Origin of the sequence: Paraburkholderia bannensis, assembly GCF_014200455.1 — a bacterium.
Classification (GTDB): Bacteria; Pseudomonadota; Gammaproteobacteria; order Burkholderiales; family Burkholderiaceae; genus Paraburkholderia; species Paraburkholderia bannensis_A.
The window spans coordinates 265,650-287,271 of the sequence record NZ_JACHBW010000002.1 but is presented as its reverse complement, the minus strand read 5'-3'; the positions used below and the strand labels follow the sequence as shown (position 1 = coordinate 287,271).

20 protein-coding genes are annotated in these 21,622 nt (G+C 64.1%); 12 read left to right on the top strand and 8 right to left on the bottom strand.

Features of this window, described 5'->3' with window-relative positions; genetic code table 11:
• Positions 1–194 precede the first annotated feature (194 nt).
• Both hslV and hslU read left to right on the top strand, forming a co-directional pair.
• Positions 195–731 (top strand): ATP-dependent protease subunit HslV, encoded by a 537-nt coding sequence (gene hslV / locus F4827_RS04305; protein ID WP_103702740.1) that lies wholly within the window; start codon positions 195–197, stop codon positions 729–731.
• A gap of 25 nt (positions 732–756) precedes the next feature.
• Positions 757–2,106, top strand: coding sequence for an ATP-dependent protease ATPase subunit HslU (gene hslU, locus F4827_RS04300; RefSeq protein WP_183722006.1), 1,350 nt, complete (start codon positions 757–759; stop codon positions 2,104–2,106).
• Between the two features lie 78 nt (positions 2,107–2,184).
• On the opposite strand, the gene F4827_RS04295 is transcribed toward hslU, so the two are convergent.
• Positions 2,185–2,727 carry a response regulator transcription factor gene (locus tag F4827_RS04295; protein ID WP_167063944.1) on the bottom strand — a complete coding sequence of 181 codons (543 nt, stop codon included), beginning with the start codon at positions 2,725–2,727 and terminating at the stop codon, positions 2,185–2,187.
• 103 nt (positions 2,728–2,830) lie between these two features.
• Entirely contained in the window at positions 2,831–4,183 is a 1,353-nt protein-coding gene (locus tag F4827_RS04290) for an ATP-binding protein (RefSeq protein ID WP_183722003.1), read from the bottom strand.
• A 116-nt stretch (positions 4,184–4,299) separates the two neighbouring features.
• On the opposite strand from F4827_RS04290, the gene F4827_RS04285 reads away from it, so the two are divergent.
• The gene (locus tag F4827_RS04285; protein ID WP_183722000.1) at positions 4,300–5,982 is read left to right on the top strand and encodes a tetratricopeptide repeat protein; all 1,683 of its coding nucleotides are present in this window, start codon (positions 4,300–4,302) and stop codon (positions 5,980–5,982) included.
• A 34-nt stretch (positions 5,983–6,016) separates the two neighbouring features.
• Here F4827_RS04285 and F4827_RS04280 read toward each other — a convergent pair whose 3' ends face one another.
• Positions 6,017–6,244, bottom strand: coding sequence for a cysteine-rich CWC family protein (locus tag F4827_RS04280; RefSeq protein WP_183721997.1), 228 nt, complete (start codon positions 6,242–6,244; stop codon positions 6,017–6,019).
• A 313-nt stretch (positions 6,245–6,557) separates the two neighbouring features.
• Here F4827_RS04280 and argB point away from each other — a divergent pair, with 313 nt between their 5' ends.
• From argB to F4827_RS04240, 8 genes are all read left to right on the top strand, one after another.
• Positions 6,558–7,457 carry an acetylglutamate kinase gene (gene argB, locus F4827_RS04275; RefSeq protein ID WP_183721994.1) on the top strand — a complete coding sequence of 300 codons (900 nt, stop codon included), beginning with the start codon at positions 6,558–6,560 and terminating at the stop codon, positions 7,455–7,457.
• A 134-nt stretch (positions 7,458–7,591) separates the two neighbouring features.
• Complete coding sequence (locus tag F4827_RS04270) at positions 7,592–8,398, top strand: pyrimidine 5'-nucleotidase (RefSeq protein ID WP_409258759.1); 807 nt, start codon at positions 7,592–7,594, stop codon at positions 8,396–8,398.
• Positions 8,399–8,560: 162 nt separating this feature from the next.
• Positions 8,561–9,265, top strand: coding sequence for a nucleoid occlusion factor SlmA (gene slmA, locus F4827_RS04265; protein WP_183721987.1), 705 nt, complete (start codon positions 8,561–8,563; stop codon positions 9,263–9,265).
• A gap of 55 nt (positions 9,266–9,320) precedes the next feature.
• The gene (locus F4827_RS04260; protein ID WP_183721984.1) at positions 9,321–9,905 is read left to right on the top strand and encodes an HdeD family acid-resistance protein; all 585 of its coding nucleotides are present in this window, start codon (positions 9,321–9,323) and stop codon (positions 9,903–9,905) included.
• Positions 9,906–10,187: 282 nt separating this feature from the next.
• Entirely contained in the window at positions 10,188–11,333 is a 1,146-nt protein-coding gene (locus F4827_RS04255; RefSeq protein WP_183721981.1) for a homoserine O-acetyltransferase, read from the top strand.
• Complete coding sequence (metW, locus tag F4827_RS04250; protein ID WP_183721978.1) at positions 11,330–11,938, top strand: methionine biosynthesis protein MetW; 609 nt, start codon at positions 11,330–11,332, stop codon at positions 11,936–11,938. The genes F4827_RS04255 and metW overlap by 4 nt, the downstream gene beginning before the upstream one ends.
• A gap of 70 nt (positions 11,939–12,008) precedes the next feature.
• The gene (locus tag F4827_RS04245) at positions 12,009–13,427 is read left to right on the top strand and encodes an AmpG family muropeptide MFS transporter (protein WP_183721975.1); all 1,419 of its coding nucleotides are present in this window, start codon (positions 12,009–12,011) and stop codon (positions 13,425–13,427) included.
• Positions 13,424–14,608, top strand: coding sequence for a M48 family metallopeptidase (locus F4827_RS04240; protein WP_183721972.1), 1,185 nt, complete (start codon positions 13,424–13,426; stop codon positions 14,606–14,608). Before F4827_RS04245 ends, F4827_RS04240 begins: the two co-directional genes overlap by 4 nt.
• 34 nt (positions 14,609–14,642) lie before the next feature.
• Here the strand turns inward: F4827_RS04240 and F4827_RS04235 are convergent, their stop codons facing one another.
• The 5 genes from F4827_RS04235 to gatC all read right to left on the bottom strand — a co-directional run bounded on the left by F4827_RS04235 (position 14,643) and on the right by gatC (position 19,961).
• The gene (locus F4827_RS04235) at positions 14,643–15,425 is read right to left on the bottom strand and encodes an exodeoxyribonuclease III (protein ID WP_183721969.1); all 783 of its coding nucleotides are present in this window, start codon (positions 15,423–15,425) and stop codon (positions 14,643–14,645) included.
• Between the two features lie 48 nt (positions 15,426–15,473).
• Positions 15,474–16,334, bottom strand: coding sequence for a PPK2 family polyphosphate kinase (locus tag F4827_RS04230; protein ID WP_183721966.1), 861 nt, complete (start codon positions 16,332–16,334; stop codon positions 15,474–15,476).
• Between the two features lie 108 nt (positions 16,335–16,442).
• The gene (gatB, locus tag F4827_RS04225; protein WP_183721963.1) at positions 16,443–17,918 is read right to left on the bottom strand and encodes an Asp-tRNA(Asn)/Glu-tRNA(Gln) amidotransferase subunit GatB; all 1,476 of its coding nucleotides are present in this window, start codon (positions 17,916–17,918) and stop codon (positions 16,443–16,445) included.
• Positions 17,919–17,920: 2 nt separating this feature from the next.
• Complete coding sequence (gatA, locus tag F4827_RS04220; RefSeq protein ID WP_183721960.1) at positions 17,921–19,492, bottom strand: Asp-tRNA(Asn)/Glu-tRNA(Gln) amidotransferase subunit GatA; 1,572 nt, start codon at positions 19,490–19,492, stop codon at positions 17,921–17,923.
• 169 nt (positions 19,493–19,661) lie between these two features.
• Positions 19,662–19,961, bottom strand: a complete 300-nt coding sequence (gene gatC / locus F4827_RS04215) for an Asp-tRNA(Asn)/Glu-tRNA(Gln) amidotransferase subunit GatC (RefSeq protein ID WP_167063914.1) — start codon at positions 19,959–19,961, stop codon at positions 19,662–19,664.
• A 381-nt stretch (positions 19,962–20,342) separates the two neighbouring features.
• On the opposite strand from gatC, the gene F4827_RS04210 reads away from it, so the two are divergent.
• Positions 20,343–21,386: a rod shape-determining protein gene (locus tag F4827_RS04210; protein ID WP_004189550.1), complete on the top strand. Its 1,044-nt coding sequence runs from the start codon at positions 20,343–20,345 to the stop codon at positions 21,384–21,386.
• Positions 21,387–21,622: the final 236 nt, after the last annotated feature.

The window sequence follows — 21,622 nt, the reverse complement described above, 5'->3', positions numbered from 1 at the left end:
TTGTGCGCCGCGAGCCCTTGAACTGCCCGCTGCCGCCCTAAACTTCTACCGACACGCCCGCTCGCGCACCCTGGCGCGGCCGCTTCAGGTCAGCGTTTGGGCCACGCGCGGCGCGTACCGAATCCCGATGGCGCGGCACGCGAGCCACAAGCCGCGCCATTCTCTACCTGGCATCAACGGTAAAAGGAACGCACATGGAGCAATTTCACGGCACGACGATCGTTTCCGTGCGGCGCGGCGATAAGGTCGCCCTCGGCGGCGACGGCCAGGTCACCCTCGGCAACATCGTCATGAAGGGCGGCGCGAAGAAAGTGCGACGCATCTACGGCGGCAAGGTCATGGTCGGCTTCGCCGGCGGCACCGCCGACGCGTTCTCGCTGCTCGACCGCTTCGAAGCCAAGCTCGAAAAACATCAAGGCAATCTCACCCGCGCCGCCGTCGAACTCGCCAAGGACTGGCGCACCGACCGCATGCTGCGCCGTCTCGAAGCGATGCTGATCGCCGCCGACGCCACCACCACACTCGTCATCACCGGCAACGGCGACGTGCTCGATCCCGAAGGCGGCATCTGCGCAATCGGCTCGGGCGGCTCGTATGCCCAGGCTGCTGCCAAGGCCCTCGTCGACAACACCGACCTCTCGCCGCGCGAGATCGTCGAAAAATCGCTCGAAATCGCCGGCGACATGTGTATCTACACCAATCACAACCGCGTGATCGAAACCATCGAGTAACCCACCAGGACGACAAGGAATCACGATGAGCACCATGACTCCCGCCGAGATCGTCTCGGAACTCGACAAGCACATCATCGGCCAGGCGAAGGCCAAGAAAGCCGTGGCTGTCGCGCTGCGCAACCGCTGGCGCCGCCAGCAAGTGGCCGAGCCGCTGCGCCAGGAAATCACGCCGAAGAACATTCTGATGATCGGGCCGACGGGCGTCGGCAAGACCGAAATCGCCCGCCGTCTGGCCAAGCTCGCCGACGCGCCGTTCATCAAGATCGAAGCGACCAAGTTCACCGAAGTGGGCTACGTGGGCCGTGACGTCGACAGCATCGTGCGCGATCTCATCGAAATTTCGGTGAAGCAGACGCGCGAATCGGAAATGCGCAAGGTGCGCAGCAAGGCCACCGATCAGGCCGAAGACCGCATCCTCGACATCCTGTTGCCGGGCGCGCGTCCGGTGGGCTTCAGCGCCGCCCCGGAAAGCACGCCCGCCGACGGCGATAACGCCACGCGCCAGACCTTCCGCAAGCGTCTGCGCGAAGGCCAGCTCGACGACAAGGAAATCGAGCTCGACGTGGAAATGCCGCAATCCGGCATGGACATCATGGGGCCGCCGGGCATGGAAGACATGACCGAGCAGATCCGTTCGATGTTCGCCAACCTGGGCGGCGGCAAGAAGACGCGCCGCAAGGTCAAGGTCAAGGAAGCGCTCAAGCTGCTGACCGACGAGGAAGCGGCCAAGATGCTCAACGACGAAGAGGTCAAGCAGAAGGCCGTGCAGAACGTCGAGCAGAACGGCATCGTGTTCCTCGACGAAATCGACAAGATCGCTTCGCGCAACAACGAAGGCGCGGGCGGCGGCGAAGTCTCGCGTCAGGGCGTGCAGCGCGATCTGCTGCCGCTGGTCGAAGGCACCACCATCAACACGAAGTACGGGATGATCAAGACCGATCACATCCTGTTCATCGCGAGCGGTGCGTTCCATCTCTCGAAGCCGAGCGATCTGATCCCCGAACTGCAGGGTCGCTTCCCGATTCGCGTGGAACTGGAATCGCTGTCCGTGAAGGACTTCGAAGCGATTCTGGTGGCGACCGACGCGAGCCTCGTGAAGCAGTACCAGGCGCTGCTCGCCACCGAGGACGTGCAGCTCGATTTCGCCGAAGACGGTATCCGCCGCCTCGCGGAAATCGCGTTCTCCGTCAACGAGAAGACCGAGAATATCGGTGCGCGCCGTCTCTACACGGTGATCGAAAAGCTGCTGGAAGACGTGTCGTTCGCCGCGGGCAATCACGCGGGCCAAAGCGTGACCGTCGATGCCGCTTACGTCGACAAGGCGCTGGGCGAAGTCTCACAGGACGAGGATCTGTCGCGCTACGTGCTGTAAGCGCTTTTCTCGTGCTTCAAAGCAAAAAGCCCTGCATTTGCAGGGCTTTTTTCATTGCGACGCCAGAAACAGCGCGGCTTACTGCTTGACCGGGCGCTTGGCGAGCTTGCGCTGCAGCGTGCGGCGATGCATGTTGAGCGCGCGCGCCGTCGCCGAAATATTGCCGCCGTGTTCGGACAGCACGCGCTGGATGTGCTCCCATTCGAGGCGCGCGACCGACAGCGGCGCGGGATGCTCGATGGCGGCTTCCGCCTGCAGCGAACTCGCATCGCCTTGCAGCGACGTGAGGATCATTTCCACGTTGGCGGGTTTGGCCAGATAGTTGTCCGCGCCGTCCTTGACCGCCTGCACCGCCGTGGCGATGCTCGCATAGCCGGTCAGCACGAGCATGCGTGCGTCGGGCTGAAGATCGCGCAGCGGCGCGATCAGCGTGAGGCCCGAGTCGTTGCCCAGATGCAGGTCGACCGTGATCTGCCCGAACTTCTGCTGGTTCGCAAAGCGGATCGCTTCTTCGGCGTTGTGCGCCTGCTGCACCTGGTAGCCGCGCCGCGTGAGACCGCGCGCAAGGATGTCGGAGAAGACTTCGTCGTCGTCGATCACCAGAAAATTCATATCGCTCATGCCACTTTCTCCGTGTTGCACCGATGTTCCGTTTTGATCAGGTCGAGCCGCGCGGCGGACCGCGTCATTGCCCGCCGGGTCGCGCCATCCCTGATCCCCTGTCTTAAAGCGCCGCTGCCGCGCCGTTGCGCGAATTAGCGGCCGGATTCGCCTCGCCCACCTGCCCTTCTGTCACCGGCACGCGCAGCACCGCGCGCGTGCCGCGAGCCTTGCGCGGGCGGCCCGTGCCGCCTTCCAGGCCTGCCGCGCCCTTGCCGCTTTGCGCGGGAGCGTCGGTGAGATCGATCGATCCGCCCAGACGCGCCGCCGACGAAAACGCCAGATAGAGCCCCACGCCATGACCGCCCTGCGTGCTGTCCACGGGCGCCGCGCCCAGCGACGTGCGCAAGGACGGCGGGATACCCGGCCCGGCGTCGCAAACTTCGAAATCGATATACCCTGGCAGGGGCGTGGCGCGCAGCGTCACAAAGTCGCGGCTAGCGCGCGCGGCGTTGTCGAGCAGGATGGTGAGGATCTGGCCGACGGCCACGGTGTCGTCGAGGAACAAGCCTTCGGGTGCATTGCCAGGCAGTTCGAAATTCACATGCGGATGGCGCAGACGCCATTGCTCGACGAATGGACCGAGCCATTCGCTAACCGCCTGACGGCTGCCCGTGGACGAAGCGCGGCTCCTCAGCCGAGCAAGCGCCGAGGTGCAAAGCGTGATCTGCTTGTCGAGCAATTCGAGGTCGGCGGAATAGGGTTCGAGGCCTTTGTCGCTGCGGGCGATGTCGCGCAGTTCTTCGGTCAACATGGCGATGCTGGACAGCGGCGTGCCGATTTCATGGGCGACGGTGGCCGCCTGCACGCCGAGCGCCACGGCGCGTTCGTCGCGCAACAGGCGCTGCTGTGCGTCGGCGAGCGCGTTCTCGCGCTGGCGCAGCGCCCGCGACATGCGCGCCACGAACCACACGATCAGCGCCACGCTCACCATGAAGTTCACCCACATGCCCGCGCGGTAGTAATCGAACAGGTTGGCGGGATTGTCGAGATTGAGCGGGACGTTGTCGAAGCCGAGCAGCACGTAGCAGACCACGGCGAAGCACGCGAGCCACGCCGTGAGATACCAGGGCAGCACGGCCGCCGCGATGGCTAGCGACGGCAGATAGAGCGAAACGAAGGGATTGGTCGTGCCGCCCGATAAAAATAGCAGCGCGGAAAGTGCGCCCAGATCGACCCATAGTTGACCGAACAGTTCGAGATCGGACTCGGGGCGATCCTGCGTGACGCGCAGCCAGGTGACGCCGTTGAACGCCACTTCGAGGGCGATCACGAAGAGCATGGCGGGCAGCGGCAATTGCACGCCGAAGAAGAATTGCACGAACGCAATCGTGCACAGCTGGCCAATGATGGCGAGGCTACGCAGCCAGAACACATGGCTAAGATTGACGCGGGCACTGACAGTTATGCGATGCATGGCGTCAGTTTACCTGTTCGGACTTGTCTTATTCATTGTCTCGAAAAGCTCTGTTCCAATATCTGACATCCGTCGACTACAAACGCGACGACTCATTCTGATAAGGCAAGCAGCAGATGACTTCCGTTAAGCCCGATTCCGTGCCCGATCCCGATCCCGTGCCCAATCCTGTCCAAATGGCGCGAGATCTCTTTCTCGATTTCGTCGATGCCGCCTGCGGCGATATGTCCGACTTGTCTGATAAGCCATCGGTGGACAGTCTGCTCGATGCCACGCGGACCGCACTGCGCGGATTCAGCGACGACGCACTCATGCTCACCGCCGCGCGCGCCAAACATCCCGAATTCGCCGGGGAAGCCGTCCGGCTTTGCGCCGCGATCGCCCGGGTCGAACCGCAACGCACGGCAGCCTGGTTTGCGGCAGGCATCGCGCTGCAATTTGCGAATCGCCACGCCGAGGCCGTAGCACCTTACCGCCGCGCGCTTGCCATTGACCGAACGTTTCCAAATCTGCGCAACAATCTTGCATCCGCCTTGATGCAGATCAATTCAAACGGCGATGAAGTCGCGGGGCTGCTCGAAGAATGCGTCGAGGCCAATCCCGACGACACCAACGCGTGGATCAATCTCGGCCGTGTGCGCCCTGACGAAACCCGCGCCTCACGTCCCCTGGAAGCGAGCCGGCGAGCTATCGCGCTCGCGCCGCACAGCCCGCTTGCGCTCAACAACTATGCGATGGCCTGCAAGGAAGCCCAATTGTGGGACGAAGCCGAGCGGGCCGCCCGCGCCGCCTGCCAGTATGCCCCCAACGACGCATCGATACGCGTGAACCTGTCGATGACGCGGCTCGTGCGGGGCAACTTCGCGGAAGGTTGGGCCGATCACGAGTTGCGCTGGCAAGGATCGAGCGAACTCGCCTCGGGCCGCCCGGTGTTTCCCAAACCCACATGGCGCGGCGAGCCGCTCGCCGGCCGCACGCTGCTGGTATGGGGCGAACAGGGCATGGGCGATCTGCTGCAATTCAGCCGCTATATCCCGATGCTCGCCGAACGTGTGCGCCGCGAAGGCGGCAGGCTCGTTTGGAATTCCTTTCCGCAGATGGGCGCGTTGCTCGCGCGCAGCATGCATGGCCACTACGATCTGTACACAGCGGGCGGTCCGGTCGAGGCGCTGCCGCCGTTCGACTATGAGATTTCGCTCGTCAGCCTGCCCGGGTTCTTTGACACACGCGAAGCGACGATTCCCGGTCCCACGCGCTATCTGGCTTCCGAGCCGGCGGCGGCGGCCCGCTGGCGCGAGCGTCTGGCGGGCGAAACACGGCTGAAAGTCGGGCTGGCCTGGACGGGCAGCCTCACGCACAAACGCAATCCATTCCGGCGTGTGGGGCTTGAGCGCTACGCCCGGCATTTCGGCGGCATCGACAACGTGGTGTTCTACTCGCTGCAACCGGGCGCTGCGGCTGAAATCGAAGCCGCGCGCGCGGCCGGTTTTGAAGTGATCGACTACAGCGCGGAGTGGCGGAGCTTCGACGACACCGCCGCTTTCATCGATGCGCTCGATCTGGTGATCTCGGTCTGCACGTCGGCGGCGCATCTGGCGGGCGCGCTCGGCCAGCGTTCGTGGGTGTTGCTCGATGTGAACCCGCACTGGGTCTGGATGCTGGATCGCCGTGACAGCCCGTGGTATCCGCACACCACGCTGTATCGCCAGCAACAGTTCCGGCAATGGGAGGCGGTGCTCGACACAATGAGCGCCGATCTGGCGAAGCTCGCTGCCGACCATCGGGCGAAACAGGCCTGAGCGGCGCCCGGGGCCGTGTCCCGGACCCCTTTGGTCAGTGGCTCGCGCTGCCCTTCGGTTGCCCGCCAGCGGCCACGGCGGCGGCCAGGCATTCGGGGCACATGCAGCGCCCGCGCGGGTCGAGCTGGTTGGCGGGCACCGCTGGCAGCGCCTTGCACCAGCAATCGAAGGGCTCGGTGTTGCGCCCGCAGTCGAAGGCGTTGCCGCAGCGCGGGCAGCGAGAATGTCGGACTGCGTGGGCGGGTGTTGCGGAGGCGGTCATGGCGGCGCGCTCCCAGTAAAACCAGCGTCGGCGATGGCGAAATGATGCCACAGCGCGCCGCGCGCCTCGATGTCCCGCGCAAGATCGGCTGTCGCGGGAATTTCATGGCTTTCGACGCAAAATCGCCGAAGAAGCCCGTCAATGCCGCCGCAAACGCCCGACCTGTCGCATCGCTGCGTCGCCGGGCTCCCCACCTGGCGAAAACCCTGTTGCAGCGCGCCAGTCCTGTACAATTCGCCCTGATTCGTCCGCGCTTTTGCTAGCGCGCCCTTTCAGGCGTTTTTCGCCCCGTTTTCCAGTCCAGCCCGCCGCCATGTCCGAGCCCATCGACCTCTCGCAGATCGCGCCCACCCTGAAAGCCGAAATCCTGGCCGAAGCACTGCCGTATATCCGCCAGTACCACGGTAAGACCGTCGTCATCAAATACGGCGGCAACGCCATGACCGAAGAGCGTCTCAAGCAGGGCTTCGCGCGCGACGTGATCCTGCTCAAGCTCGTGGGCATCAACCCGGTCATCGTGCACGGCGGCGGCCCGCAGATCGACACGGCGCTCAAGAAAATCGGCAAGCAGGGCACCTTCATCCAGGGCATGCGCGTCACGGACGAAGAAACCATGGAAGTCGTCGAGTGGGTGCTCGGCGGCGAAGTGCAGCAGGACATCGTTACGCTGATCAACCATTTCGGCGGCCACGCGGTCGGCCTGACCGGCAAGGACGGCGGCCTGATCCACGCACGCAAGCTGATGATGCCGGACCGCGACAACCCGGGCCAGTACATCGACATCGGCCAGGTGGGCGAGGTCGAGGCGATCAACCCGGCGGTCGTCAAGGCGCTCCAGGACGACGCCTTCATTCCGGTGATCTCGCCGATCGGCTTCGGCGAAGACGGCCTGTCGTACAACATCAACGCCGACCTCGTGGCGGGCAAGCTCGCGGTGGTGCTGAACGCAGAAAAGCTCGTCATGATGACGAACATCCCCGGCGTGATGGACAAGTCGGGCAACCTGCTCACGGATCTTTCCGCGCGCGAAATCGACGCGCTATTCGAAGACGGCACGATCTCGGGCGGCATGCTGCCGAAGATCTCGTCGGCGCTGGATGCGGCCAAGAGCGGCGTGCGCTCGGTGCACATCATCGACGGCCGCATCGAACATTCGGTGCTGCTGGAAATCCTGACCGAGCAGCCGTTCGGCACGATGATCCGCTCGCATTGAACTGCGCAGCACGCCGGCGGCGGTGTTACATCGCTGCCGGTTGCCAGCTTCGGGCTGGCGCAATCTCGTGGCGCATGCCCACGCGCGACGTCAGCGCTTGCAGTCGATAACCGCATTTCGATGAACGCAGCACGATGACCCGCCGGACGCCCGCCAGCATGCCCCACAGTCTGTCCAATACCGCACTTCCGCTTCGCCGTCGCCCGCACTCCGTGCGCGGCTCAAATGGCGGCTGCGCCGCCCATCGGCACACGCCGGTCTGGCTCTTCGATCTCGACAACACGCTGCACTGCGCCACGCGCTCGATCTTCCCCGCGATCAACCGGGGCATGACGCAGTACATCATCGATGCGCTCGGCGTGAGCCGCGAGGTCGCCAATCATCTGCGCACAAGTTACACGCAGCGCTACGGCGCAGCGCTGCTCGGTCTCACGCGCCATCATCCGATCGATCCGCACGACTTTCTCAAGGTCGTCCACACCTTCCCCGATCTGCCCAATATGGTTCACGCCGAGCGCGGCCTGGCCCGCACGCTCGCGGCGCTGCCGGGCCGCAAGATCGTGCTGACCAACGCGCCCGAAGCCTACGCGCGCGCCATGCTAGCGGAGCTGGGCATCGAGCAGCTGTTCGAGCGCGTGGTGGCGATCGAGCACATGCAGACGCGCGGACGCTGGCGCGCCAAGCCCGACCACGGCATGCTGCGCGCCGTGCTGCGCGAGGCGCGCGCGCCACTCGCGGATGCGATCCTCGTCGAGGACACGCACGGGCATCTGAAGCGCTACCGGCGTCTGGGCATCCGCACGGTCTGGATCACCGGTCACCTGCCCGCGCACCTGGCGCGCTGCAGCCGACCGCACTATGTCGATCACCGGATTCGTTCGCTAAAATCGCTGCAACGCGGCCTGCAGCACATGCCGTTGCGGGGCCGGCCGCGCGCCTGAACCTTGCGCCCGACGGACCACGGGCGCAGCTTGATACGACATTCGCCGGATGCGCCATGCGCCTCCAGAGCGACGATAAACGGCAAGACCCAGCGGCACGGCGACGCACGGATAACCGCGCAGCCCGCCAGCCGCACTTAGGGCCACTCAGGGGCGACATTCATGCAGCCGAGCCATTCGTTGGAAACGCGTGACGCAGTCGTAGCAGCAGAATCATCGGCAACACCTGTAGACGCGCCGCGCCGCAGCCGCCCGAAGCCGGGCGAGCGCCGCGTGCACATCCTGCAGACGCTCGCTTCGATGCTCGAAACGCCGCGCGGCGAGAAGATCACCACGGCGGCGCTCGCGGCAAAGATCGGCGTATCCGAGGCGGCGCTGTATCGCCATTTCGCCAGCAAGGCCCAGATGTACGAAGGCCTGATCGACTTCATCGAGCAGACGCTGTTCGGGCTCATCAACCAGATCGTCGACAAAGAGCCCAGCGGTGCCCTGCAGGCGCGCGCCATTGCGCTAATGCTGGTCAATTTTTCCACGCGCAACGCCGGTATGACGCGCGTGCTTACCTGCGAGGCGCTGGTGGGCGAACACGAACGCCTCGCCGAGCGCGTGAACCAGATGCTCGACCGCATCGAGGCGTCGCTGCGCCAGTGCCTGCGCGTTGATCTCGCGCAGGAGGCCGAACGAAAAGGTGTTCCGAGGATAGATGAGGCACGCACAGCACCCGCTTCAGAAGGGTACGATCCCGCCATTCGTGCGAATCTGCTCATTCGCTATGTGATGGGTTGCTGGCATCGTTATGCGCAAAGCGGTTTCACGCGCTCTCCCAGCGAACACGCCGTCGAGCAGATTCGCGTCATCCTGCAGTAACGCGGCCGCGCCTTCTCTTGAGGCGGGCCGCATGCCGTCATAAAGGAGAACGGGCATGAACCAGGCGATATCCTCCAAGGGCCTACACCCCGCCCTCACCTCGCTGGCCGCGCACTGGGGCTGGCTGGTTGCGCGTGGGATGGCCGCCATCCTTTTCGGCTTCCTCGCCTTCTCGATGCCCGGCCTCACTGTCCTCACCCTCGCCATCATGTGGGGCGCCTACGCGATCGTCGACGGCGCGTTCGCGCTGATCTACGGCGCGCGCGGCGGCGGCACGCGGCGCTGGACCTATATAGTCGTTGGCCTGATCGGCGTGATTGCGGGGCTGGTGGCGTTCTTCTGGCCCGGCGAAACCGCCGTCATCCTCGTGATGATCATCGGCTTCTGGGCGCTTGCTACCGGCATCTTCGAGATCATCTACGCAATCCAGTACCGACACGCCATCGCACACCCGTGGGCGGTGGGGATTTCGGGACTGCTTTCGGCCGCGGTGGGGTTCTTCATCTTTGCCTTCCCGGGCGCCGGGGCGCTCTCGTTGATCTGGATGATCGCCGCCTACGCCATCGCTTACGGGTTCTTGATGATCGTCGCGGCCTTGCAGTTACGTCGCTGGCGCAACGCCCATCCGGCCTTGCGCTGAGACTTCGCGGGCTCGCGCGGCACACGGGCGAATGAATGAACGGCGCGGGCCCGGCTAGCCCGCGCGCGGCCGCTTTGCACATTTTCCGATATACTCAGCGTTCCTTTTGGAATACCCACGCGCCGATTTGCTGACTCGATTGCGGGCGCGTGAACTTCGTGGGGCATGAGCCCGGCGAAGTTCGATATAAATGCGGCTAAAGAGGTCGTCAGCTGCGCCAACTCTTTCGCACTCCGCGCTCGCCGACACCGTTTAGCCGCCCGAAAAACACAGGCGGAACGAATGGAATCGATCGGCATCGTCGCTCCTCAAACACTGCATTTCGACGTGCCTCTGCAACTGCAGAACGGCACGGCGCTGGCCGGGTACGACCTCGTGGTCGAGACCTACGGCACCCTCAATGCCGCACGCAGCAACGCGGTGCTCGTCTGTCACGCGCTCAACGCGTCGCACCATGTGGCGGGCGTCTACGCGGACAACCCCAAAGACGTCGGCTGGTGGGACAACATGGTCGGTCCGGGCAAGCCGCTCGACACCAACCGCTTCTTCGTGATCGGCGTGAACAATCTGGGCTCGTGCTTCGGCTCGACCGGCCCGATGAGCATCGATCCCGCCACCGGCAAGCCGTGGGGCGCGAAATTCCCGGTCGTGACCGTGGAAGACTGGGTGGACGCGCAGGCGCGCGTGGCCGATCGCTTCGGCATCGAAAAATTTGCAGCGGTGATGGGCGGCAGCCTTGGCGGCATGCAGGCGCTGGCGTGGAGCCTGCGCTATCCCGATCGCCTTGGCCATTGCATCGTAATTGCTTCCACGCCCAAACTGTCGGCGCAGAACATTGCGTTCAACGAAGTAGCACGCTCGTCGATCCTGTCCGATCCGGACTTTCACGGCGGCGACTACTACGCGCATAACGTGAAGCCCAAACGCGGCCTGCGCGTGGCGCGCATGATCGGCCACATCACCTATCTGTCCGACGACGACATGGCCGAGAAGTTCGGCCGTGCGCTGCGCCGCGCCGAGGGCGCAGAAGACGCCTACAACTTCAATTTCGACGTGGAATTCGAAGTGGAGTCGTATCTGCGCTATCAGGGCGACAAGTTCGCCGATTACTTCGACGCGAATACCTATCTGCTGATCACGCGCGCGCTCGACTACTTCGATCCCGCCAAGGATTACGGCGGCGATCTCACGCGCGCGCTCGCGCACACCAAGGCGAAATACCTGGTGGCGAGCTTCGCGACCGACTGGCGTTTCGCGCCCGCGCGCTCGCGCGAACTGGTCAAGGCGCTGCTCGACCACAAGCGTCAGGTGACCTACGCGGAGATCGACGCGCCGCACGGCCACGACGCCTTCCTGCTCGACGACGCGCGCTATCACAACGTGGTGCGCGCCTATTACGAACGCATTGCCGCAGAGGTGGGCGCATGAACCAGAGCGCATTCGACAGTCTTTCCGCCCGTCCCGACTTTCGCACCATCGCGCGCTGGATCGAGCCGCGCTCCAAGGTGCTCGACCTGGGCTGCGGCGACGGCTCGCTGCTGTCGCTGCTCACTGAAGAACTCGAATGTTCGGGCTACGGCATCGAGATCAACGACGCGGGCGTGCTCGCTTCGGTGAAGAACGGCATCAACGTGATCCAGCAGAATCTGGAAGACGGCCTGCGCCTGTTCGAGGACGGCAGCTTCGATTTCGCGATTCTTTCGCAGACGCTGCAGACCATTCACCAGACCGCCGCGATCCTGCGCGAGACGGCGCGTGTGGGCAAGGAATGCATCGTCTCGTTCCCGAACTTCGGCTATTGGCCGCACCGGCTTTCGGTGCTCAAAGGCCGCATGCCGGTGTCGAAATCGCTGCCCTACCAGTGGCACAACACGCCGAACGTGCGCGTGCTCACGGTGAAGGATTTCGAGGCGCTCGCGCCCGAAGTGGGCATCGAAATTCTCGACCGCGCCGTGCTGCATGGGGGCCAGACCGTTCGATGGGGGGTGAACTGGCGTGGTAGTCTTGCGGTCTATCGCGTGAAGAAACGCTGACGCCGGGACCGGCGACGCGCGTTTCGCACCACCTCCAATTAGTTACGCCGCGCCGCCGCTACCCGACGACATGCCAATACCGCCCCAAGAGGCCTCCGCCCGCGAAGATCATGACGCGCATGACGTCAATGCACACGAAGCACATCCCGGCTGGCGCGCGTACCTGAACACGCACATGCTGACCTGCGTGTTCCTCGGCTTTACGTCGGGGCTGCCGCTGTTCACGCTCGTCTATCTGGTGCAAGCCTGGCTGCGCTCCGAAGGCGTCAATCTCAAGGAAATCGGCCTGTTCGCGCTGATTCAATTTCCCTATACGTGGAAATTCGTCTGGGCGCCGCTGATGGACCGCTACGTGCCGCGCCTGCCGGGCTGGAAGCCGGGCCGTCGGCGCGGCTGGATGCTGGTCACGCAGATTCTGGTGGCCGCAGCGATCGCGGCGCTCGGTTTTGTTTCGCCCAAAGAGTCGATCTGGACCGTGGCCGCGCTGACGGCGCTGGTGGCTTTCTTCGGCGCGAGCCAGGATATTTCGATCGACGCCTACCGGCGCGAACTGCTCAAGGATACCGAGCAAGGCCTTGGCAACGCGGTCCACGTCAACGCCTACAAGATCGCCGCGCTGGTGCCCGGTTCGCTTGCGCTGATTCTTTCCGATCATCTGCCGTGGAGCACGGTGTTCGTCGTGACGGCGGCCTTCATGATTCCCGGCATGCTGATGTCGCTGGTGGTGAGCGAGCCCGAAGTGCACGGCGCACCGCCCAAAAACCTGCGCGAAGCCATCGTGCAGCCGTTCGCCGAATTCGTGAATCGCGACGGCCTCGCCGCTGCGCTGTTCGTGCTGGCCTTCATCTTTCTGTACAAACTCGGCGATACGATGGCGACCACGCTGTCGACGTCGTTCTTCCTCGATATCGGCTATTCGCGCACCGAGATCGGCGTGATCGCCAAGATGACCGCGTTTGGCGCGAGCCTCGCGGGCGGCATTCTGGGCGGTATCGCGCTGGTGAAGATCGGCATCGGGCGCGGCCTGTGGATCTTCGGCCTGCTGCAGATGGTGTCGACGCTCGGTTTCGCGTGGCTGGCGCAGCTCGGCCCCGATTCGCCGACGCTTGCACTGATCTACGACGCCGTCGTGACGGCGAGCCACGGCGTCGCGCAGATCGCCAGCGTATTCGGCGCCAATGCCCAGCTCACGCTCGATCCGCGCGCGGTGGCACTGGCGCTCGTCTACGGCTTTGAAACCTTCGCGACCGGCCTCACGCTCGCCGCTTTCACGGCCTATATTGCCAGCACGACCGACCCGCGCTACACCGCCACCCAGTTCGCGCTCTTCACGAGCCTGGCCTCGGTGCCGCGCACGCTGGCGTCCGCCGCCAGCGGTTATGTGGTCGCGAAGATCGGCTGGTTCGATTACTTCATCGCCTGCACGCTGCTCGCTTTGCCGGGTATGCTCCTGCTCATTCGAATCGCCCCGTGGAGAATCCGGAAGTGACCCCGCCTCAGCATGCCGCCTGTGTTTCCCTGTCGACGCCTCGCCGTCCGGGAGGGATAGACGCACAGGCAACGGGGCCACAACGTGATCTTGCGCGTCAGGGCCTACGCGGCGCCCTGTGCGCGCTCGCGCTGGCACTTGGGGCGGGCTACGCGCAAGCAACGGAAACCCCCGCCGCCAATTCAGCCAGTTCCGCTTCCACGTCTACGCTCGCCACGCCCGCTGGCCTCTCCAGCGCCGCGGAAACGGCGGGCGCGGCCTCCGCGAACGCATCAAGTCTGCCCCCCGCGAGCAACGGCGCGCCGCTCAACGCCAATCCGGTTAACGCGAATACGCCGTCTGCCATGCAGAACAGCGGACCGAATACGGGCCGCGTGGTGCGCTTCGGCAATATCGGCGTGTTTCGCAATCTGATTCCCTCGCCCGCGCTCGAAGCCCAGGCCGCCGCCGAATACAACGAGATCGTGCGCGGCGCGGCGCACTCGAAGCTGCTCTATCCGGATAGCGATCCGCATGTGATGCGCGTGCGCCAGTTCGTCGACCGGCTCGCGCCGTACGCGCTCAAGTGGAGCGATCGCGTCAAGAACTGGAAGTGGGAAGTGGCGGTGATCCGCTCGCCCGATATCCGCATGTACTGTCTGCCGGGCGGCAAGATCGTGGTGTACGGCGGCCTGCTCGACCGCGTCAAGCTCAACGACAACGAACTGGGCATGCTGCTCGGCCACGAGATCGCGCATGCCGTACGTGAACACGTGCGCGAGCGGCTGGGCGAGCAGCAGGGCGCGCAGATCGAATCGGGCGTGGTGCCGCAGTTATTCGGTCTCGCGGATCTGGGCGTGTTTCCGCTGGGAATCGGCTCGCGTCTGGTGGAAATGCATTATGGCCGCGCCGATGAAACCGAAGCCGACGTGATCGGCAGCGACATCGCCGCGCGGGCGGGTTTCGATCCGCGCGCGGCGCTCACGCTGTGGGACAAGCTCGCGGTGGCGACGAAGTCGGACCGCGATCAGGGCTTCATCTACGTGCATCCGTACACGCCGGCGCGGCGCGCGGATATCGCCAAGCGTCTTGCTGACATGATGCCGCTCTACGCCAAGGCCGTCGGCAAGCCGCTGAATGCGTTGCCCGATTACCAGGGCATCGCGGCGGTGCAACGGCGCAAAATGGTGGCGGCGCCCTGAACGCGTCACCGCCACGCACGCGCGGTGGCGAGGCTTACTTCTTCTTGATCTTCCAGTCGTAATCGACCGTCAGCGGCGCGTGGTCGCTGAACTTGATATCGCGGAAGACGTCCGTGCGTTTTGCGGTCGCGGCAACGCCCGGCGTGGCGATCTGGTAATCGATACGCCAGCCCACGTTCTTCGCATACGCCTGACCGCGATTGCTCCACCACGTGTACTGCTCGGGACGGGGATCGAGCGTGCGGAACACGTCCACGTAACCCACTTCGTCGAACAGCTGGGTGAGCCACGCGCGCTCTTCGGGCAAGCAGCCGGAGTTCTTCTGGTTGCCCTTCCAGTTCTTGATGTCGATTTCCTTGTGGACGATGTTTACGTCGCCGCACACGATCACTTCGCGCTGCGCCTTCAGCTGCGCCAGATGCGGCATGAACACGTCCATGAAACGATATTTGGCCTGCTGGCGCTCGTCGCCGCTCGAACCCGACGGCACGTACACCGAAATCACCGACAAATCGCCAAAGCGCAGTTCCACATAGCGGCCTTCGGCGTCGAACTCCTCGCTGCCAAAGCCGATGATGACTTCGTCCGGCTCGCGGCGCGCATACACGCCCGCGCCGCTATAGCCCTTCTTCACGGCATGCTGGAAGTAGCCCTTGAAGTCGTGCGGCGCGAGGAATTCCGGCGTCATGTCGTCCTGCGAGCACTTGATTTCCTGCACGCAGAGCACGTCGGCGTTCTGTTCGCCGAACCATTCGAAGAAGCCCTTCTTCGCCGCGGAGCGGATGCCATTGAGGTTCGCGGTGATCACACGCAGCATTTTTTTCAATCCTTTTTGAGTGTTCGTTGAGAGCGTGAAAATCGGTGCTTACTCGATCTTCATGCCCTCCAGTTCGGGCTTCGCAGGCGGAAATTCGAGCTTCAGACCTTCCATCAGACGCAGTAGCAGCTCGGCCACCATGACGTTGCGATGCGTCTTCGAATCGGCGGGAATTACATACCAGGGCGCATGTTCGGTCGAGGTGGCCGCGAGCGCGTCGCGATACGCCGCCTGATACGCGTCCCAGTGCTTGCGCGCTTCGAGATCGGAAAGATCGAATTTCCAGTGTTTCGAAGGATCGTCGATGCGCGCCTGGATGCGGCGGCGCTGCTCGTCCTTCGATATGTGCAGCCAGCACTTGATGATGGTCGTGCCGTTTTCCACCAGCATGCGTTCGAAGTCGCGGATCTGCGCATAACGGCGCTCGCATTCGGCGGCATCGATCTGCTCCATCACGCGCGGCACCAGCACGTCTTCGTAGTGGCTGCGATTGAAGATCGCCAGCTCGCCCGCGGCCGGGACGTGCATATGCACGCGCCAGAGGAAATCGTGCGACGCCTCGATGGGCGTGGGCGCGCGAAACGGCACGATGCGCAGGCCGAGCGGATCGACTTCGTGGAACACGCCGCGAATGGTGCCGTCCTTGCCGCTCGTGTCCATGCCTTGCAGCACCAGCAGCACGCGCTGATGACGCTGCGCATGCAGGCGCTCCTGCAGCAGGTCGAGCTTCTCGCCAATCGCCGCGAGCCGCTCGCGGTCGCCGTCCTTGCTGCCGGTGGAAAAGGGCTTGGCCGATGGGTCGATGGCCTCGGGGTTGAACGAATCGATCTTTGAATCGGCCTTTGAATCGGCTTTCTTGCCGCCGTGATACGGCACGCGGAAATCGTCGAGATTCGGGGACTTCGCCATCGCTACAGTTCTCCTTTGTGAATCCGCCTCTTCAAGCGGCGAGGCGGCGCCGCACACCCTTGCGCGACGCCGCCTCGCCAGCTTGCCGACCCACAGTCTGACAGACTATCAGCCCAGCTTCTTTTTCAGCAGTTCATTGACCTGCTGCGGGTTTGCCTTGCCCTTGGTGGCCTTCATGGCCTGGCCGATCAGCGCGTTGAAGGCCTTTTCCTTGCCCGCGCGGAATTCCTCGACGGACTTCGGGTTCGCAGCGAGCACCTCGTCGATGATCGCTTCGAGCGCGCCGGTGTCCGAGATCTGCTTGAGACCCTTCGCTTCGATGATGCGGTCGACCGCGCCTGCGTCCGTGGCCTTCTCGTCCCACATCGCCTGGAAGATTTCCTTGGCGATCTTGTTCGAGATCGTGCCGTCGGCGATCCGTGCGAGCAGCAGCGCGAACTGTTCCGCCGTGACCGGCGAAGCGGCGATGTCGAGACCTTCGCGATTGAGCTGCGACGAGACTTCGCCCATCAGCCAGTTTGCAGCGGCCTTGGCCTGCGCGGCGCCTGCCTTGGCCACCACGGCTTCGAAGTACGCGGCCATCGCCTTGCTCGACGTCAGCACGGTGGCGTCGTACGGCGTCACGCCGTATTGCTCGACGAAACGCGTCTGCATGGCGGCCGGCAGCTCGGGCATTTCGCCCTTCACGCGTTCGACCCACGCCGCGTCGATTACGAGCGGCATGAGGTCGGGGTCGGGGAAGTAGCGGTAATCGTGCGCGTCTTCCTTGCTGCGCATCGAACGCGTTTCGCGCTTGTCCGGATCGTAGAGGCGCGTTTCCTGCACCACCGTGCCGCCGTCTTCGATCAGCTCGATCTGGCGGCGCACTTCGTACTGGATGGCTTCTTCGAGGAAGCGGAACGAGTTCAGGTTCTTGATTTCCGCGCGCGTGCCGAACTCCTTCTGGCCGACCGGGCGCACGGAGACGTTCGCGTCGCAGCGGAACGAACCTTCCTGCATGTTGCCGTCGCAGATGCCGAGCCACACGACCAGGGTGTGCAGCGACTTCGCATAAGCTACGGCTTCCGCCGCGCTGCGCATTTCAGGTTCCGTGACAATTTCGAGCAGCGGCGTGCCGGCGCGATTCAGGTCGATGCCCGTCATGCCGGCGAAGTCTTCGTGCAACGACTTGCCCGCGTCCTCTTCCAGATGCGCGCGCGTCAGGTTGACGGTCTTTTCGTAGCCTTCCTTGCCGGTCTTTTCGTTGGCAGGAACCTGAATCGTGATCTGACCGCCCTGCACCACCGGGATCTCGTACTGGCTGATCTGATAGCCCTTGGGGAGATCCGGATAGAAGTAGTTCTTGCGCGCGAAGATGCTGCGCGGCGCGATGGTCGAGCCGATCGCCAGACCGAACTGGATCGCGCGTTCGACCGCACCGCGGTTCATCACCGGCAGCACGCCCGGCAACGCGAGATCGACGGGGCAGGCCTGCGTGTTGGGGGCGGCGCCGAACTGCGTCGATGCGCCGGAGAAGATCTTGGAGACCGTCGACAGCTGCGCGTGCGTCTCAAGACCGATAACGACTTCCCATTGTGTGGTCATGCTCATGCCTCCCGCCGAGCCGCCTCAAGGGAGGCATGCGCCCCCCCGGGGGGCAACGAACGAAGTGAGTGTGGGGGCTCATTTATCACCCCTGCCGGCGCCTTGCGATGCCAGTCGGTCGCGCGCTGGAAAGCGTCGGCGACCTGCAGCATGCGGGCCTCGTTGAAATAGTTGCCGACGATCTGCAGACCGACCGGACGTTGCGCGTTCGCACCCGCGCCAAAGCCACACGGCACGCTCATGCCGGGCAGGCCGGCGAGGCTGGTCGACAGCGTGTAAATATCGGCGAGGTACATCTGCAGCGGATCGTCGCCCTTCGCGCCGAGGTCCCACGCCACGCTCGGGGCGACCGGGCCCATGATGACGTCGCACTGCTTGAACGCTTCCTGGAAGTCCTGCGCGATGATGCGTCGGATCTTCTGCGCCTGCAGGTAGTACGCGTCGTAGTAGCCGTGCGAAAGCACGTAAGTGCCCACCAGAATGCGTCGCTTCACTTCGGGGCCGAAGCCTTCCGCGCGCGACTTCTTGTACATGTCGAGCAGATCGCCGTACTGCGCCGCGCGATGGCCGAAGCGCACGCCGTCGAAACGCGAGAGGTTCGACGAGGCTTCCGCCGGCGCGATCACGTAGTACACGGGAATCGACAGTTCGGTCTTGGGCAGCGTGACTTCCACGAGCGTGGCGCCCAGCGACTCATAGGTCTTGAGCGCGGCGTTGATGGCGGCGCGCACGTCGTCGGCCAGACCCGCGCCGAAGTATTCCTTCGGCAGGCCGATGCGCAGACCCTTGAGCGGCTTGTCGGCGGAGGCCTCCGGCGTCCAGTGCTGGCCGAGGTGGCGCGTGTAGTCTTCGTGCTCGCGCGTGAGGCTGGTGGAGTCGCGCTCGTCGAAACCAGCCATGCCGTTGAGCAGCAGCGCGCAGTCTTCGGCGCTTTGCGCCATCGGACCGCCCTGGTCGAGCGACGAGGCGAACGCGATCATGCCGTAGCGCGACACGCGGCCATACGTGGGCTTGATGCCCGTGATGCCCGAAAACGACGCGGGCTGACGGATCGAGCCGCCCGTGTCCGTGCCGGTGGCGGCGGGCGCGAGGCGCGCGGCCACGGCGGCGGCGGAGCCGCCCGACGAGCCGCCCGGCACCGCTTTGATGTCCCACGGGTTCTTCACCGCGCCGAAGTGCGAGTTCTCGTTGGACGAGCCCATCGCGAATTCGTCCATATTGGTCTTGCCGAGCGTCACCATGCCGGCGCGCGCGAGGCGCTCCACCACCGTGGCGTCGAACGGGCTCTCGTAGTTTGCAAGCATCTTCGAGCCTGCCGTCGAGCGCCAGCCGCGCGTGACGAACACATCCTTGTGCGCGAGCGGAATGCCGGCCAGCGGGCCGCCGTGGCCCGAATGCAGCAGCGCGTCGGCGGCTTTCGCCTGGGCGAGCGTCAATTCGGGATTGACGTCGACAAAGGCGTTCAAGTCTTGATGTGCCTCAATCCGGCCGAGGAAATGCTGGGCCAGTTCGACTGCGGAGCACGCCTTCGCGGCCAGTGCGGCGCGCAATTCGGTCAAACTTTTGTCATGCATTGCGTGATTCCTGGAAGATCGTAACGGGGCGACCACAACGATCGCACCGTCCGGGAGCGCCTCGCGCACGCGCGGGCTGCGCCCCGCCAATTCGGGGGCGGCAACGTTTCAGAAGTTAAGCTCAGATGACTCGAACTTCTTCGAAAACGCCACCAAAATGAGCGTTTGTTTACTCAATCACACGCGGGACAAGGTAAAGTCCGTCCTGTACCGCGGGCGCGGGGCGCTGGTAGGCGTCGCGATCCACGGTTTCGGTTACCGCGTCCTCGCGCAGTCGCAGCGCGACGTCTTCGATCTGTTCGATCGGATGCGCAAGCGGCGCGATGCCCGTGGTGTCCACGGCCTGCATCTGCTCGACAAGCCCGAAGAAGTTATTCAGGCGTTCGAGCGTATTGCCGGCCTCGGCATCGGCCAGTTCGAGGCGCGCGAGATGCGCGATACGCTTCACATCGGTCAGGGTCAGGGCCATGCGGTCACCGGAAAAAATTGAGACTGGAGCGGCACGCAAAAAACGGTGCTGCAACAGCGATTTATCGCGCCGGATCCGAGGGTGGAAGAAAGCTTCGACGAGGTCAAAAACTGGCTTTCGGATCCTGCAAAACAGGCAAAATTATAAGGTATCATTACGCGTTCGACTCAAACCCGGACCGCCTTGCGTCTGCCTTTCATCCCTGAACGCAGCAATTTGCGCTCAGTTGGCGCGCAGCGGGGCCGCCTCCGGTAACCATTCCCGCAGTTTCAGGCTCCTCGCGGCGGCGCTTTCCGCCCGTCCTGAGACTGTTATTTTTTCCGCTGCCGCCCGTGACCCGCTCGTCTCGTAGGTCGGCCACAAGCGAGACAGGATTTTTGAATGTTCGGTTTTCTGCGTAGCTACTTCTCCAACGATCTCGCGATCGACCTCGGTACCGCCAACACGCTGATCTACATGCGCGGCAAGGGCATCGTCCTTGACGAGCCGTCGGTCGTGTCCATCCGCCAGGAAGGCGGCCCGAACGGCAAGAAGACGATCCAGGCGGTCGGCAAGGAAGCCAAGCAGATGCTTGGCAAGGTGCCGGGCAACATCGAAGCCATCCGCCCGATGAAGGACGGCGTGATCGCCGACTTCACCGTCACGGAACAGATGATCAAGCAGTTCATCAAGACTGCACACGAATCGCGCATGTTCTCGCCGTCGCCGCGCATCATCATCTGCGTGCCCTGCGGTTCGACCCAGGTCGAGCGCCGCGCGATCAAGGAAGCCGCGCACGGCGCAGGCGCTTCGCAGGTCTATCTGATCGAAGAACCGATGGCCGCCGCAATCGGCGCAGGCCTGCCGGTTTCGGAAGCCACCGGCTCGATGGTCGTCGACATCGGCGGCGGCACGACCGAAGTGGGCGTGATCTCGCTGGGCGGCATCGTCTATAAGGGTTCGGTGCGCGTGGGCGGCGACAAGTTCGACGAAGCCATCGTCAACTACATCCGCCGCAACTACGGCATGCTGATCGGCGAGCAAACCGCCGAAGCCATCAAGAAGGAAATCGGTTCGGCCTTCCCGGGTTCCGAAGTCAAGGAAATGGAAGTCAAGGGCCGCAACCTGTCCGAAGGCATTCCGCGCAGCTTCACGATTTCGAGCAACGAAATCCTCGAAGCCCTCACCGATCCGCTGAACCAGATCGTTTCGTCGGTGAAGATCGCGCTGGAACAAACGCCGCCGGAACTGGGCGCCGATATCGCCGAGCGCGGCATGATGCTCACGGGCGGCGGCGCGCTGCTGCGCGACCTGGACCGTCTGCTGGCCGAAGAAACCGGTCTGCCGGTGCTGGTCGCCGAAGATCCGCTCACCTGCGTGGTGCGCGGCTCGGGCATGGCGCTTGAGCGCATGGACAAGCTGGGCAGCATCTTCTCGTACGAGTAAGCGCCTGGCGGCGGGCGCGGGCGGCGCAGTCGATGCTCACGCAAATGCAGACGCAAGTGCAAACGCAAATGCGGATGCAAGCGCTGATGCAATCGACGGCGCAAGGTCACCGGCAAATCCGCTACCATCGACGCGCAACGAACGTGAGAGGCGGCCTGTGCGCCGCCGCGCAGCGGAGTGTCCCGGCGGTTTCTCCAAACCGCTGCGGGCCGCGCCGCTGATGCGCCTCACGTTTC